Annotated in this window: 15 protein-coding genes and 1 tRNA gene; 6 read left to right on the top strand and 10 right to left on the bottom strand. The window is 42.5% G+C overall.

Features of this window, described 5'->3' with window-relative positions:
- The first annotated feature begins 39 nt into the window (after positions 1–39).
- The 5 genes from ACM9H2_RS01405 (at position 40) to ACM9H2_RS01385 (ending at position 3,323) form a co-directional block, all read left to right on the top strand.
- Positions 40–576 carry an amino acid-binding protein gene (locus ACM9H2_RS01405; RefSeq protein ID WP_415487427.1) on the top strand — a complete coding sequence of 179 codons (537 nt, stop codon included), beginning with the start codon at positions 40–42 and terminating at the stop codon, positions 574–576.
- Positions 573–1,517 carry a homoserine dehydrogenase gene (locus ACM9H2_RS01400; protein ID WP_415487425.1) on the top strand — a complete coding sequence of 315 codons (945 nt, stop codon included), beginning with the start codon at positions 573–575 and terminating at the stop codon, positions 1,515–1,517. Before ACM9H2_RS01405 ends, ACM9H2_RS01400 begins: the two co-directional genes overlap by 4 nt.
- A gap of 100 nt (positions 1,518–1,617) precedes the next feature.
- Entirely contained in the window at positions 1,618–2,853 is a 1,236-nt protein-coding gene (tuf, locus tag ACM9H2_RS01395; RefSeq protein ID WP_415487423.1) for a translation elongation factor EF-1 subunit alpha, read from the top strand.
- Complete coding sequence (gene rpsJ / locus ACM9H2_RS01390) at positions 2,854–3,165, top strand: 30S ribosomal protein S10 (protein ID WP_415487421.1); 312 nt, start codon at positions 2,854–2,856, stop codon at positions 3,163–3,165.
- Between the two features lie 86 nt (positions 3,166–3,251).
- Positions 3,252–3,323, top strand: a tRNA-Ala gene (locus ACM9H2_RS01385).
- A 64-nt stretch (positions 3,324–3,387) separates the two neighbouring features.
- Here ACM9H2_RS01385 and ACM9H2_RS01380 read toward each other — a convergent pair.
- The 10 genes from ACM9H2_RS01380 to ACM9H2_RS01335 all read right to left on the bottom strand — a co-directional run bounded on the left by ACM9H2_RS01380 (position 3,388) and on the right by ACM9H2_RS01335 (position 12,733).
- Positions 3,388–3,669 carry a hypothetical protein gene (locus ACM9H2_RS01380; protein WP_415487419.1) on the bottom strand — a complete coding sequence of 94 codons (282 nt, stop codon included), beginning with the start codon at positions 3,667–3,669 and terminating at the stop codon, positions 3,388–3,390.
- An 83-nt stretch (positions 3,670–3,752) separates the two neighbouring features.
- Positions 3,753–5,039: an O-acetylhomoserine aminocarboxypropyltransferase/cysteine synthase family protein gene (locus ACM9H2_RS01375; RefSeq protein ID WP_415487417.1), complete on the bottom strand. Its 1,287-nt coding sequence runs from the start codon at positions 5,037–5,039 to the stop codon at positions 3,753–3,755.
- 92 nt (positions 5,040–5,131) lie between these two features.
- Complete coding sequence (dapA, locus tag ACM9H2_RS01370) at positions 5,132–6,037, bottom strand: 4-hydroxy-tetrahydrodipicolinate synthase (protein WP_415487415.1); 906 nt, start codon at positions 6,035–6,037, stop codon at positions 5,132–5,134.
- Positions 6,038–6,111: 74 nt separating this feature from the next.
- Positions 6,112–6,432, bottom strand: coding sequence for a hypothetical protein (locus ACM9H2_RS01365; RefSeq protein ID WP_415487413.1), 321 nt, complete (start codon positions 6,430–6,432; stop codon positions 6,112–6,114).
- Positions 6,433–6,470: 38 nt separating this feature from the next.
- Positions 6,471–7,253 carry an SDR family oxidoreductase gene (locus ACM9H2_RS01360; RefSeq protein ID WP_415487411.1) on the bottom strand — a complete coding sequence of 261 codons (783 nt, stop codon included), beginning with the start codon at positions 7,251–7,253 and terminating at the stop codon, positions 6,471–6,473.
- 62 nt (positions 7,254–7,315) lie between these two features.
- Positions 7,316–7,954 (bottom strand): MarC family protein, encoded by a 639-nt coding sequence (locus ACM9H2_RS01355; protein ID WP_415487409.1) that lies wholly within the window; start codon positions 7,952–7,954, stop codon positions 7,316–7,318.
- A 70-nt stretch (positions 7,955–8,024) separates the two neighbouring features.
- Positions 8,025–8,810 carry a succinate dehydrogenase/fumarate reductase iron-sulfur subunit gene (locus ACM9H2_RS01350; protein WP_415487407.1) on the bottom strand — a complete coding sequence of 262 codons (786 nt, stop codon included), beginning with the start codon at positions 8,808–8,810 and terminating at the stop codon, positions 8,025–8,027.
- Positions 8,807–10,636 carry a fumarate reductase/succinate dehydrogenase flavoprotein subunit gene (locus tag ACM9H2_RS01345; RefSeq protein WP_415487405.1) on the bottom strand — a complete coding sequence of 610 codons (1,830 nt, stop codon included), beginning with the start codon at positions 10,634–10,636 and terminating at the stop codon, positions 8,807–8,809. Before ACM9H2_RS01345 ends, ACM9H2_RS01350 begins: the two co-directional genes overlap by 4 nt.
- A 12-nt stretch (positions 10,637–10,648) precedes the next feature.
- On the bottom strand, positions 10,649–11,527 hold the full coding sequence (locus ACM9H2_RS01340; RefSeq protein ID WP_415487403.1) for a succinate dehydrogenase: 879 nt from the start codon (positions 11,525–11,527) through the stop codon (positions 10,649–10,651).
- A gap of 192 nt (positions 11,528–11,719) precedes the next feature.
- Positions 11,720–12,733 carry a succinylglutamate desuccinylase/aspartoacylase family protein gene (locus ACM9H2_RS01335; protein ID WP_415487401.1) on the bottom strand — a complete coding sequence of 338 codons (1,014 nt, stop codon included), beginning with the start codon at positions 12,731–12,733 and terminating at the stop codon, positions 11,720–11,722.
- Between the two features lie 101 nt (positions 12,734–12,834).
- On the opposite strand from ACM9H2_RS01335, the gene ACM9H2_RS01330 reads away from it, so the two are divergent.
- The gene (locus tag ACM9H2_RS01330; protein WP_415487399.1) at positions 12,835–14,139 is read left to right on the top strand and encodes a RimK family alpha-L-glutamate ligase; all 1,305 of its coding nucleotides are present in this window, start codon (positions 12,835–12,837) and stop codon (positions 14,137–14,139) included.
- Positions 14,140–14,146: the final 7 nt, after the last annotated feature.

The raw sequence follows: 14,146 nt of genomic DNA, 5'->3' as shown, positions 1-14,146 counted from the left end.
TCAAGTATTTAATCCAACCGAGTTTTATTCAAGTGACTAATGGGTAATAAACTTCAAAATGGCCCTAGGGCTTATGTGGTCCGACTTGAATTGGCAGATCGTCCGGGGGAGCTCCTTCGTGTGTTGGAGCCAATATCATCAAGTGGGGGAAATCTATTATCAATATTCCATGAGCGTGGCGATATTACTCCTCGAGGGAAGATTCCTGTGGAAATAGATCTTGAATGTTCTCAGGAACAGTTTGAAGCTATATTGTCCTCATATTCAGATCTAGATATCCAGGTTACGCAATCGGGAGAAGAGCTATATCGAGGAGAACTGGTTGTTCTCTTGATCGGGGATGCAATTGCTAATGATTTGTCCAGTGTGATCGCGGCCATTGATGAATCTGGTTCTGTTGCAGTTATTGAATCTTCGGTGAATCGTTCTATTGAATCTCCGGCAGACGCTAGTTCTATTCTTCGTCTGGCGATTAAAGATGGGGATCAGCTACAAGCGGTTGATTCTGTGAAATCAATTGTATCGAAATATGATCTTCATTTCATGACAACCACTGATCACGAGGTTTCTCAATGAAACTCGCCATCTTGGGTGTTGGAAGTGTGGGGAAGGCAGTGGCTCAACTATCAAAAGAATACGGCCATACGGTGGTTGCACTGGCAGATTCTAAGAATGCCATTGTGAATCCAAAAGGGATCAAAGTCGACGATGCATTAGAGCGAAAATCGAATCAAATGCCATTGGGAGATGCTTCTTTAGAAGATATATTTGATTCAGATTATGAGGTTCTGATCGAAGCGACTCCAACTACCCTTGAGTCCGCAGAACCGGCGTTTTCGAATATTAAAGCGGCGTTGGAAGCGGATCGGCATGTTGTTTTGGCAAATAAGGGTCCTGTTGCGGAGAGATTTGAGGAGCTCCAGTCTATTGCTGATGGAAGTAAAGGCGCTCTGCGCTTCGAAGCTACTGTGGGTGGCTCGATACCGATACTCTCTACAATTGAGGATGTAGATTCTAAGAACATCACTTCGGTGAGAGGGATTCTAAATGGTACCTCTAACTTCATTCTTACTCGAATGGCTGCGAAAAATCTGAGTTACAGTCATGTTTTATCAGAAGCGCAGGATCTGGGTGTTGCAGAAGCGGATCCTACATTTGATGTGGGCGGGATTGATACTGCACTTAAATGTGTGATATTATCCAATGTTTTATCAGAAGGGGGTTTCTGTTTGTCAGACGCGAATGTGGAGGGAATTCAACATATATCCAATCACGCTCTTAATCTGGCAGACAAGTCTGGCTTGACAATACGATTGATAGGAGAAGCCACGAGAGAAGGGGTGAATGTAGCTCCCATGCTAGTTCCAAAAGCAGGAGACTTGGCTGTTGAAGGTACTCAAAATATAGTTCAAATTACTACAGAACATGGAGGAGTTCTAAACCTCGCGGGTGCGGGTGCGGGTGGTAGTCCGACTGCCTCTGCGATATTCTTGGATCTTCAGCGCCTAATAGTGTGACTATGTCTAACACGAAAAACGTAGTACGTGGACGATTTTAGCTGTAAACAGTATCGAAATCGTTTTAGCCGCACTCTGTCAATCGACCTCAGAAGTTACCATGAGTGACAAACCACATCAAAATTTGGCTGTGATAGGTCATGTGGACCACGGGAAGAGCACTCTCGTGGGGAGACTCCTCTATGAAACAGGGGCTGTAGAACAACACGTGATTGATCAGTATAAGAAAGAAGCAGAAGAATTAGGAAAAGGCGGATTTGAATTCGCATATGTCATGGACAATCTAAAAGAGGAACGGGAACGGGGTGTGACAATTGATATTGCCCATCAAGATTTCCATACGGATAATCATTATTTCACAATTGTAGATTGTCCAGGTCACCGTGATTTTGTTAAAAATATGATCACAGGGGCAAGTCAAGCTGACAGTGCAATTCTTGTTGTAGCTGTTGATGACGGGATTGCACCTCAGACTCAAGAGCATGTCTTCTTAGCCCGGACACTTGGTATTGCAGAACTCATTGTAGTCATAAACAAAATGGACAAAGAGAATTACGATGAGGGCAAATTTAATGCGGTTAAAGAAGAAGTACAAAAACTACTTGGATCGGTTGGGTACAAAGATAATCTTTTCATCCCTCTTTCCGCTTTTGAAGGAGACAATATCAAAGAGAGTTCTAGTAATACTTCATGGTACGATGGTGTCACTATTCTTGATGCAATCAATGACCTTCCAGTTCCAAAAGACGCAACTGATGCGCCATTGAGGCTCCCCATACAAGATGTATATACAATCTCTGGAATTGGTACAGTTCCAGTGGGACGTGTTGAAACAGGGACCATGAAACCAGGAATGAAAGTTGTGTTTCAGCCTTCAGGGGCAGCTGGTGAATTGAAATCTATAGAAATGCACCACCAAGAAGTTCCAGAAGCAAAGGCAGGAGACAATGTTGGGTTTAATGTAAGGGGTGTCGGTAAGGAAGATGTGCGTCGCGGAGACGTTCTTGGCCCTGCGGACAATCCTCCAAAGGTTGCAAAAAGATTCAAAGCTCAAATCATAGTTATGCAGCACCCTAGTGTCATAACAGTGGGGTATACCCCCGTTTTCCATGCACACACATCGCAGGTGGCATGTACGTTTGAGGAGATCACAGATACACAAGGAAAATCCCTTGATTTCATCAAAGCAGGGGATGCAGCTCTTGTTTGGGTGCGACCACAGAAGCCAGTCGTAATCGAAGTGGCAAGTGACATACCAGAATTGGGTGCCTTTGCAATACGCGACATGGGATCAACAATTGCAGCTGGGAAAGTCGTCGAAATCGAAGAGGCATAGATGCAACAGGCGCGCATACGTTTAGCAGGAACTAGCCCTACCGATCTCGACGCGATTTGTTCTGATGTTTGTTCTATTGCTGAGAAAACTGGAGTAAATTTGAGCGGCCCCATACCGCTTCCTACTAGAAAGCTGGAAGTTCCTTGCAGGAAATCGCCGGATGGGGAGGGGACTGCAACATGGGAGCATTGGGAGATGCGAGTGCACAAAAGGTTAATAGATCTTGATGCAGACGAGCGTGCATTACGTCAATTGATGCGAATTCAAGTTCCAAAAGATGTCAGTATTGAAATAGTCCTTACAGGAGGCTAATAGAATATCGTGTTTTTGTCTAATTTGTGGAATCATAGTTAGGTACTCGTAACTCTCATATACCACCACTTATTGTACCCTGAATAGGGCTTGTAGTTCAGTCGCAGAATGCTCGCTTCGCATGCGAGAGGCCCCGGGTTCAAATCCCGGCAAGTCCATGGGAAATGGCAATACCGGATGAAAGGGGAGATTGCTGATTTTAGAGTTTTGGTGAGAAAGGTATTATTCTGCCCAGTTAAGTAGGCAGGCGCCTTGGTCTAATTCTGCAATGCGTTCTGGACTGAATGTAATTGGGTTTCCAATATGTTTCTCAACACATTCTGGATATTCATTCATGGTCCTATACAAATTAATCCCAGAATATGAAGCTAATTGATTTGCGATTGTTTCGATGTGAGATTCATCTAGTGATCCAGAATTGTTTTTTTTGATATTTGTAAATATCATCCTAAGAAATTCTTCAGGACTCTCATCGTGTAATCGTCTGCTGGGATCTGACTTCACCGTCCTGCTCATTTTATCCTCTTAAATATAATTGTATCGAATGTGGTTTTGTTTAAACGAAGAGGAAAATTTGCGTAGATGGGTTAGATTTGTTCTAAGGCTTGTTCTAGATCGGCGAGGATGTCGTCTATGTGTTCTATTCCAATTGAAAGTCGGATATATCCAGGAGTTACACCTGCGCGTAATTGATCTTCGTCAGACAACTGTTGGTGGGTTGTTGTGGCAGGGTGAATAGCAAGACTTCTTGCATCACCGATATTGGCAACGAGATAGAAGAGGTCGAGTGCATCTATAAATTTTTGACCCGCTTCTTTTCCACCTTCTAATTCGAATCCTATTAGAGATCCGAAGCCCTGTGTTAAATATTTTTTAGCTCGTTGGATTACTTCTTTATCTTCATGTAAAGTTGGATAAGTTACAGTAGTAATTTTAGGATGGTTGTTCAAGAAATCTGCAACTTTCTCCGCGTTGGAGAAATGAGCACGTAATCGTAGGGGGAGTGTTTCCAATCCTTGAATAAAATTATAAGCATTGAAAGGAGATAATGCAGATCCAAAATCCCTGAGTCCGACCACCCTAGCTCTACTGATATAAGCAACTTCGCCGAATGCGGAAAAAACAGCTCCATGGTAACTACCAGATGGAGTGTTGAATAGAGGCTGCCTTTCAGGGACTTTTCCCCAATCGAAGTTTCCACCATCTACTACAATTCCACCAATTGAGTTTCCATGACCACCTATCCACTTAGTCAAGGAATGCACTACAACTGCTGCACCGTGGTCCAATGGCCTGCAAGTTATAGGAGAAGAAGTATTATCAACGATCAAAGGTATGTTGAATTCACGGCCTATATTGGCAACTTCCTCTATGGGAAATGGAGTTAGTTTTGGATTTGGTAATGCTTCTGCATAATATGCTCTTGTTTTCTCATCGGTGAGTTCACGGAAATTTTCAGGGTCTGCGGGGTCTGCGAATCTCACATCAATGCCTATATTTCTAAGACTATTATTAAATAGATTCCAGGTACCACCATAGAGATCTGTGGAAGAAACTATATTATCCCCAGCTTGTGCCACATTGAGGATGGAAAGTGTTGTTGCCGCTTGTCCAGAAGCAACAGCTAAAGCTGCGACACCACCTTCAAGGGCAGCAACGCGTTCCTCAAGAACTGCGTTAGTTGGATTCATAATCCTAGTATATATGTTTCCAGGTTCAGTTAGTGCGAATAAATTCGCAGCATGTTCTGTGTCGTTGAACTCATATGCAGTTGTTTGGTAGATGGGAACTGCGACAGAGTTGGTCGAAGAATCGGATCGATATGAACCCCCGTGGAGGCCCAAAGTTTCGGGGTGAATATAATTGTTAGACATATTTTACCTTAAAGTTATTCTGCATTCTACATATTTATATGATTTGTTTTTAATCGGCGAAATTTTTGTAAAAGTTGCAGTGTGAGTGGGAGTTATTGAGAATATTTATCCAAATAACCGGTATTTTTGAGTAAATTGGTTAACTCAGTTAATTTAGCACCAGAAAATGTGGGAAGGGGAGGCCTTGGGTTTCCAACTTCGAATCCCAAAAGATTTACAGCGGCCTTGACTGGGACGGGATTGCTGACACTGTATAATAATTTTAAGATAGGTAAAAGTTCGAAATATAATTCTTTGGCTTGGATGGCATCGTCTTGACTAACCCACGGTCGAGATAGTTGTTCCATCTCTTCGGGGATTATATTTCCAGCTACATTTGCAGTCCCTGCACCTCCGAGAGCGAGTGTGGGCAGGATGAGAGAATACCCAGGATAGTCACAACACAGAATTGAGAAATCGTTTGCAGTGTTATTTTGTATTTCTTGGAGTTGGGAAACATCTGGAATTGCTTCTTTGTCTGCGATTATATTTTCTATCTTTGATAGATTGACCATGAGTTCGGGAGAAATATTTACACCGACTCTAGTTGGGTTATTATAGATTGCAATTGGTAATTTTACACTTTCTGCGACTTGTTTGAAAAAATCAAAAACGGCTTCTTGAGGTGGTTTTATATAGGGTGGTACAATTAAAACGATCCCGAATGCACCTGCACCTTCAGCGTGAGTTGCAAGAGAAATTGTATCGGAAAGTGTGGAACAAGTACATCCAAAAAGAATAGGTATTTTCCCCCGAGAATAATCGGCCACATGTGAAATGATATCCCTCCGTTCGGGAAGGGAAAGTTGGGTTGATTCTCCAGTAGATCCCATTACTAATAATCCGCTAGAGCCATGTTTAATGTGGAAATCAATTAACTGATTGAACGCGCCGAGGTTTACGGCACCATTGTCATCATAGGGAGTAACAATTGCGGGCCAAGATCCTTCTATTCTCATAATATATTTCAAATGAATTCTGACTCACTAAAAGTAAACTCTTGCCATAATCGCTTTTAGAAGTATGCGATTAGTTAAGGTCCAAATGTCCTAATTTCAATGTGTTTCTCGTCGGTTTTTTCAGTAAAATCATACCCCATTACTGCTTCTCGTTGTGAATTCAGAGTTTGAGTTAGCATTTTATGTAAGTGATAATCTGCATCGGGTTTGTCCGGTTGCCAAACAAACACATTTGTGAGTGGTTTTGATTCAGCATCTAGATCGTAGAAAATATGATATACCTGATACAGATCTCCGTGGATTCGGACCCATTGATCTCGTTGGGGGATGATATTTGACTCAATAGTAACTATAGGGGTAGAACCCTGGAGGAGATATCTGACTTTGGTGGACATATAGGAAGGAATGGTTGTCAAAAAATTGAGAGTTTCGATTAGGCGCAGCGCATTCGACCGCCATCAACAGGAATTGCCGCTCCAGTAACATATCCGGCCCGAGGACTAGATAAAAAGGCAGCCACATCTCCTATTTCTTCGGGCGTTCCCATTCGGTTTAAGGGATTATCTGCCCAGCCTATAAGAGCTTCTGAGAGAGAAGTATATTTTCCAGAGTCAACTGTATCTTGTGCATGCCGGATCATCAAAGGTGTATCATGAGACCCAGGTAAAATTGCATTTACCCGTATAGGTGCCCACTCAAAGGAAAGAACTTTCATAAGGCCGATGAGGGATTTTCTAACCGAACTAGACATAGTCATATTTGGATTGGTTTCTTTTACAGCGGTTGCAGTGATTAAAACGACAGAACCCACATCGCTATTGGATAATAGGGGGTGAGCGGCGTGCAGTATCCTTACGACATTCATCGTGAAAGTGTCATATGCGTCGTACCAGTTATCTACACTGAGGTTATTAAATGACCCATCTACGGGTTGTCCTGCAGAAGTGACAATATGGTCGAGTTGTCCAAATTTTTTGGTAATTTGATCAAGTAAATTTTGGACATCCTCGGGTTTAGTTAAATCCGTCTGGATTGCCAGTATATCTCCTTTTGCTTCAACTTCGAGGGATTCTTTTGCGCGGGTTAGGCGGTTAGAATCTCTACCACAGATAACTACATTTGCACCTTCTAGTGAAAGGGAACGTGCGCACCCTAGTCCCATTCCACTTGAGCTAGCAGTGACGAGTGCTGTGTTCCCATGAATTCCAAGATCCATAGTAATAGTAAGAATTTAATCGTTATAAAGTGACAAGTTTTGAAAAAGAAATGGGTGGAGAGTCACACAAGGATTGGAAATGTTGCTTTCAATCCCTCTATGACGAATTCTATCGCGATGGCGCCGAGTAGTAGCCCAAATATTTTTTGGTGGATAATAAGGATATTTGGACTTATTTTAGAGGTCAATTCGCTTGCGATCCACATTGAAAGTGCAGCAAGTAAAATCACTGCGACTATTGGGATAAATGCGATTAATTGTGACTGTGGAGTGGCGCTTGCCTTGTCTGCTAGAAATATAGTCAGAGTGATAGTTGCAGGACCTGCAATCATAGGAATTGCAATGGGGAAAGTGGCTATGGAAGAGAGAAATTCGTCGTTGATAGCTGCATCTAGATTTTGTTCCCTCTGTTCCTGCATTTTTCCAAATATCATCTTGTATGCAATTGCTATCAAAAATAGTCCACCTATAATTCGAAAAGAGTTCATTCCAATTCCAAATGCACTTAAGATAATTGCCCCAAACATCCAAAAAATAATAAGTGTGATCAGAGATATCAAAGTGGCTCGAATGCAGATAGACCGGAGGTCTTTCTTGGACATTCCAAGTCCAGAAGCTACGCTTGCGAAAACGGGGATAAGACCTAGAGGATTGACAGTGACAAAAATCAAAATGAATGTTTCAAGAGAAGATGTAAGCATATCAGATAACATTCTAAACTGAACCTGTACGCGAGAGGACTTAGGGTTTTGGAAGTAATGAAAAAAGATTCTATTTATTGAACTGTTTTTTGATCCATCCAAGGATGCTATAATAATTATCTACAACGTATTCTTTTTGGGGAATGATTGCGTTATCAGTGATGCTGATGTGTTCAGGGCAAACGTCGGTACAACAACGGGTGATATTGCAATGGCCGATTCCACCTTGGCCTTCTTTTAACCACTCGCTCCTGTCGGCAGTATCTTCGGGATGGAAATGGAGTGCAGCAGACCGGACGAAAAATCGGGGCCCGCCAAAGCTATCTTTTTTATCATGTTCCCGTAGAACGTGACAGACATCTTGACAAAGGAAACATTCAATACATTTTCGGAATTCTCTGGAACGTTCTATGTCTTCTTGTTGATAGATGAAATCAGAGTCCTCGTCTGGGGAGAATGGCTGTATTGTTTTGTTTACTTCATAGTTCCAGGAGACATCAGATACCAAATCTTTGAGAATGGGAAATGTCTTCATAGGAGTCACGGTGATTGGAATTTTAGGATCGAAATCAGATAAACGTGTCATGCAAGCTAACTTTGGCATCCCATTGACTTCCATTCCACAAGACCCACATCGGCCGGATTTGCAATTCCATCGGACCGCGAGTTCTGTGTCTTGATTTTCTTGTATAGAAAGGATAGCATCTAAAACCACCATTCCTTCATCAACAGAAACTTCATAATCAACGAACTCACCGGTTTTATCATTCCCCTTGAAAATTTTGAAAGTGTAGCTGAGAGGGTAGGTCTGAGGGATGGAACTGAGAGGACTTGATGTATTGATTTCTGCGCTCATTTCTTACCACTTGATTTTTGTTTTGTTTGGTCTTTTTTTATCATTGCTAATAATTCTTTTCTAGGAGTGGGTATGGAAACACTAGAGATGTTAAACTTTCCAGAGGAGAGAGATACTATGAACTTAACTTTTCCGAGAGGGTCACTAGGGGTTGGGAAATCTATTCGAGTATGTGCGCCCCGACTTTCTTTACGTTCTAGCGCCGAGTGCGCTATTGCTAGACTAACATCAATTAAATTGATTAGATCAAAACAAGTTTGCCATCCTGCGTTGTATGATTGCGACCCTGTTGCGAATAAATTAGATGTCCTAGATCGGAGTTGTTGTAATTCTTCTATTCCTTTTTCTAGCCCTTCTTCATCTCGTTTTATTCCAACGTATTCTTCCATTATAGTTTGGAGTTCGTCCCGGAGACGGAATGGGTGTTCGCCTGAGGATTTGTTTTTGAATGGGAAACTCAGGTGATCAATGGCTGATTCTATATTTTCTTCGGGTATTTTTGGGAAATTTTTCATCTTTTGTGCAGATTGTCCTGCGTGGATTCCGGCCCTATTCCCAAACACCAATAAGTCACTCAAAGAATTTCCACCGAGTCGATTTGCCCCATGCAATCCGCCCGCCGCTTCTCCTGACGCATATAGGCCGGGGACGCATGTTTCTTGAGTTTCGGGATCGACACGGATTCCACCCATCATGTAATGGCAAGTGGGGGCAACTTCCATAGGTTCTTTTGTTATATCGATACCAGCAAGCTCCTTAAATTGATGATACATTGCAGGTAATTTTTGTAGAATGAATTCAGTGGGGCGTTGGCTAGCTATATCGAGATACGCACCCCCGTGCTCACTTCCCCTTCCTTCGGATGCCTCATTGAGGATCGCTCTGGCAACTACATCTCTAGTGAGTAATTCAGGAGGGGGCCTAGCGGAAGAATCTCCATCTGCCCATCTATTTGCTTCTTCCTCCGTATCGGCTATAGAACCCACATATGCATCGGGTATATAATTGAACATGAATCGTTCGCCATCTGAATTTTTTAACACACCTCCTTCCCCGCGAACACCTTCGGTGACGAGGGTACCTTTCACACTTAGGGGCCATACCATGCCCGTGGGATGGAACTGAACAAACGCCATATCCACTAACTCTGCCCCCACTCTAAGTGCCATGGCAGGGCCGTCTCCAGTGTATTCCCAAGAACTAGAATTTACATGATAGGCCATTCCTGATCCACCGGTGGCCAAAATAATTTTCTTTGCGCGGAATAAAACAGGGAGTCCAGTTACTCTCCAATATCCAAATGCCCCTGCCAGTTTCTTACCAGTAGAATCTTTTAGGAGTTCAGTTATGGTATATTCCATATAGACCTGAATTCCCAATGAAACTGCTTTGTCTTGCAAGGTTCGAATTAGTTCAAGTCCAGTTCGGTCCCCTACGTGAGCCAAACGAGTATATCTATGTCCACCGAAATTGCGCTGGCTGATTTTTCCATCGGTGGTTCGGTCAAAAACAGCACCCCATCGTTCTAGGTCTAAGACGCGTTCTGGAGATTCGAGGGCGTGAATTTCCGCCATTTTTGGATCATTTAATCCCCAACCCCCTTTCATTGTGTCGAGGAAGTGAGATCTCCAATCGTCGTCTGGGGCCATATTTCCCAATGAAGCCGCTATCCCCCCTTCTGCCATAACTGTGTGTGCCTTCCCTAGAAGAGACTTACAAACTACTCCGACGTCTGCACCTTGTTCTGCTGCAGAAATTGCAGCGGAAAGTCCAGCTCCACCTGCACCCACTATAATTACATCGTGTTCGTAGATTTGTAGTGTCATGAGTTGAATTAATTATAATTTTAAGAGGATTATATCAGGCCAGACTCCAATGGAGACCATCCAAACATAAAAATCGGTGAAGGCCACCATGAAGAGACTAAACCATGCCCAAGTGGAGTGATTGACATTGAGTGAGGAAGCGAATCTCCAGAGAGTATAACGTTTTGAAATTGTGGGATCTTTTCCTTTATTCTCAGGGTTAGAGACGCAAGAGAAGCATCTCGAATTTCCACCAACTAGGTAGCGAAGGCTATGACATCCAAATGTATAGCCGGATAGGAGCAATGCATTGAGCCCAAGTATCAAAGTTCCGACGTGTAACTCGACATCACCTGTCCAGAACGGAGCTCCAGGGGGAGCATGCCAAAAGAGGGCACGAATTGCATCAAAAGTGAGAACGCAAATAAATATTATACCTAGATAAACGAAATATCTATGTAAATTTTGAAACAAAAATACTCTGGTCTCCCCTGCGTACTTGTATCTCCTACCCTCTGAGACTGCACATGCAGGAGGGTCGCTTAAGAAAGCTCTGTAGTATGCTTTTCGATAGTAATAACAAGTGAGTCTCAATCCGAGAGGGGCCCACAGTATTAAGATGGCTGGAGATCGCAAGAGTTCCGGCCAAAAGGTTGGGAACATCCCAAATAAGGCATGGTGACTTTCAGGAGAAACAGAGAAGAGAAGAGGGGAGAAAAAAGGTGAAAGTAAAGATCCATATTCAATTCCAGGAGCGCTAGGGTTGAATATGGGGTAAAGTAATCGAGCGGTTCCATAAATGACAAAAAGAGATAATCCAATGAAGACCCCCATTGGTTGAGACCACCATCGATCTACCCGATATGTCGATCCGAAATCATAGTTATTAAGTAGATCTTTTGTAGATTGCATGTTTTGACAATGTAATTGATGTGGTTATTAAATTGAAATTCTTAAAGATACATGTCTTCCGTATCTTAGAGAGCTACGGTATGGAAATATATCGCTCAGAAGAACGCATAAAGTTTCTGGAATGACTGCGTTTACGATAGGACTGAATGACGATAATTTGTAGACATATTTTGAATGAAAAATATATTAAATCTAGTTATCATCGTGTTTGGAAGCATAATATTCAGATATTGTTTTTTCGCCGAGAGTGACTAGATGGCAAATAGGATCTCCAGGCCGTACAATGGGGTTTTGTAATAGTCCAACGATGAGTCCTGTGAAGGGAGAAACTACGTCTTCAATGTCCTTTTTAAAAGGATTTGTAATGGTGCATATTACACTTCCTTCTTCGACTATATCCCCGGGATTGCAATTTAGACTTACGATCCCACCAGCACTAGAACGGAGCCAGGTATCCTCTTTGGAACTGATGACTGCCCTCCACCCGGGCCAATTTACGGAGTTGGTGGGGCGGACAGAATAAGCGGAGAAGACACTTTTAAGTCCAAGAATGGCTTTCTCTATTAGATCGTGTTGAAACCTATGGGCCTCACCTAATTCCACAGTTATGGAAGGGACCCCTGCTTCAGAAGCTGCTCTACGTAATGTTCCAGAGGGTCCAGTTCCATCGATGATTATATTTGACCCGAAAGAATGAGCAAGTTGAGCTACATTTTCATCGGAAAGGTCCGCAAGTACATGGAGCATATTGCTCCTTCCTCGTGTAGAAGTATGAAAATCAATCCCAAAATCACAGGGTTTTATGAAGGTTTTGAAGATAGAATATGCCATTCTCTTGATACTTTTTCCAGTTCTAATGCCTGGGAAAGACCTATTGAGGTCTTCACTGGAAGTTGGGATGTACCGTTGTTGGGCTAAAAAGGCAGGAACATTTAACACGGGTAAACAAATGATAGTCCCATAGAGATCGTTAGGGTCCCATTCGTGGGCTACTTTTCTGATAATTTCGATTCCATTAAGTTCATCTCCGTGAGACGCAGCGGAAATAAATGCACAGGGTCCTGGGTTTTTACCGTTTATGATAGTCACAGGTATTCGGACTGGATCTCCAAGATAATTCTCACTTACAGTATAACGGATATCCATAGTCTCCCCAGGGAGAACTTTTCCATCTGGTGGAATGACAAATGGCTTCGCTTTCTTCATTCCTATATTGTAGAGAGTGGGCAGGTGTGTAAAATGCTTACGGGAAAAGATAAAAATCTGAACTCAGAAGATTTTAAAGCTAGAAATAGAATCAATAGGTAATGTCGAAAAGTTCCAAAAAAATAAATGTAGGGGTCCTAAGTCTACATGTTTCTAGAGAAACAAAGGCCATTCTAAATTCCATAGATGCCCTTGGTCATGATTCTACATGGATTCGGAGAGAAAATGTGGAAGTCCTGATTGAAGATGGTGAGGTGAAAATAAAACCAGATGTGGACATTGTAGCAAATAGATTACTTCTCACTAAAATGGAGCAGCCAGCAGAAGGGTTCGGTCTGGCTAGTATGTTTTCCGATGTCAAACCTATATTGAATCCCCCGGAAGCATGTATTACTGCAATTCATAAATTTACATCTGCAACGTTATTAGCTAAAGGGGGAATTCCAGTTCCAGATGCGTTGCTGGCTCTAGACTATAACCGATTGAATAGAGAAAAAGATAGATTTGGACAAACTGCAGTGTATAAAACTACCATTGGCACGAATGGGGGTGGAACCTGGAAAATAGAGAAAGGGAATAGAATCAATCCCCAGGTGGGTCAAAGAGAAGCTTTTCTACAAGAATTCATCAATCAAGGACAAGAAAGGAATAGTGATCTTAGAGTATATGTTGTAGGCGGAAAGGTCATAGGAGCGATGAATAGATATGCTCCAAAAGGGGATTGGAGGACTAATGTTTCACTTGGTGGGGAAATAGAAAATGCTGAGGAAATTCTTACAAAAGAACTCGAAGACATATCTTTGAATGCTGCAAAAATACTTGGATTGGACTATGCAGGGGTAGATATTGTAGAAGGGGAAGATGGTTGGAAAGTACTAGAGGTGAATCCAACTGCAGGGTTTAGAGGATTGTATAGGGCAACAGGCATATGTGCAGCGCCATATATTGCGGAATTGGCGATAACGAGAGCCGGTGGAACTGTAGAAAGTGAGATGGTTGAGAAGTTGTCATCTAAATTCGACGATTCAGATCCAAGTTCACTTCCAAGTAAGCAGGGATTTGAGTATGATGGAAATATAAATATTGTTGATTTCATCACAGAAGTTGTGGTAAGGGGAACGAGAGGATATGAGAATGTCGAGGCGAAAGCAGATACGGGGGCTGCGAGAACTAGCATTGACATGAAACTCGCTGCCAGGATTGGGGCAGGTCCAATACGAGATACAACCTTAGTGAGAACGGGGAATGAGAGAGAAGGGCGCGCTAGGCCACTAGTCGATATAGTAGTGGGGATAAGAGGTACACAGCATACGATTACTGCAAGTATTGAGGACAGAAGCCATATGGATTACCAAATTATTTTGGGGAGGGACATATTACAACACTATCAGATTCGAATAAAATGAGAGAATA

This window comes from Candidatus Hikarchaeum yamanae, from assembly GCF_009889665.1.
GTDB classification, from domain to species: Archaea; Halobacteriota; Halobacteria; order Halobacteriales; family Hikarchaeaceae; genus Hikarchaeum; species Hikarchaeum yamanae.
Note: the sequence above shows the minus strand (reverse complement) of the source record. Positions and strands in the feature narration are given on the sequence as shown.

Coding starts and splice junctions, on each gene's coding strand:
- ACM9H2_RS01405 (WP_415487427.1), top strand. CDS start 40: ATGGGTAATAAACTTCAAAATGGCCCTAGGGCTTATGTGGTCCGACTT.
- ACM9H2_RS01400 (WP_415487425.1), top strand. CDS start 573: ATGAAACTCGCCATCTTGGGTGTTGGAAGTGTGGGGAAGGCAGTGGCT.
- tuf (WP_415487423.1), top strand. CDS start 1,618: ATGAGTGACAAACCACATCAAAATTTGGCTGTGATAGGTCATGTGGAC.
- rpsJ (WP_415487421.1), top strand. CDS start 2,854: ATGCAACAGGCGCGCATACGTTTAGCAGGAACTAGCCCTACCGATCTC.
- ACM9H2_RS01375 (WP_415487417.1), bottom strand. CDS start 5,039: ATGTCTAACAATTATATTCACCCCGAAACTTTGGGCCTCCACGGGGGT.
- dapA (WP_415487415.1), bottom strand. CDS start 6,037: ATGAGAATAGAAGGATCTTGGCCCGCAATTGTTACTCCCTATGATGAC.
- ACM9H2_RS01365 (WP_415487413.1), bottom strand. CDS start 6,432: ATGTCCACCAAAGTCAGATATCTCCTCCAGGGTTCTACCCCTATAGTT.
- ACM9H2_RS01360 (WP_415487411.1), bottom strand. CDS start 7,253: ATGGATCTTGGAATTCATGGGAACACAGCACTCGTCACTGCTAGCTCA.
- ACM9H2_RS01355 (WP_415487409.1), bottom strand. CDS start 7,954: ATGCTTACATCTTCTCTTGAAACATTCATTTTGATTTTTGTCACTGTC.
- ACM9H2_RS01350 (WP_415487407.1), bottom strand. CDS start 8,810: ATGAGCGCAGAAATCAATACATCAAGTCCTCTCAGTTCCATCCCTCAG.
- ACM9H2_RS01345 (WP_415487405.1), bottom strand. CDS start 10,636: ATGACACTACAAATCTACGAACACGATGTAATTATAGTGGGTGCAGGT.
- ACM9H2_RS01340 (WP_415487403.1), bottom strand. CDS start 11,527: ATGCAATCTACAAAAGATCTACTTAATAACTATGATTTCGGATCGACA.
- ACM9H2_RS01335 (WP_415487401.1), bottom strand. CDS start 12,733: ATGAAGAAAGCGAAGCCATTTGTCATTCCACCAGATGGAAAAGTTCTC.
- ACM9H2_RS01330 (WP_415487399.1), top strand. CDS start 12,835: ATGTCGAAAAGTTCCAAAAAAATAAATGTAGGGGTCCTAAGTCTACAT.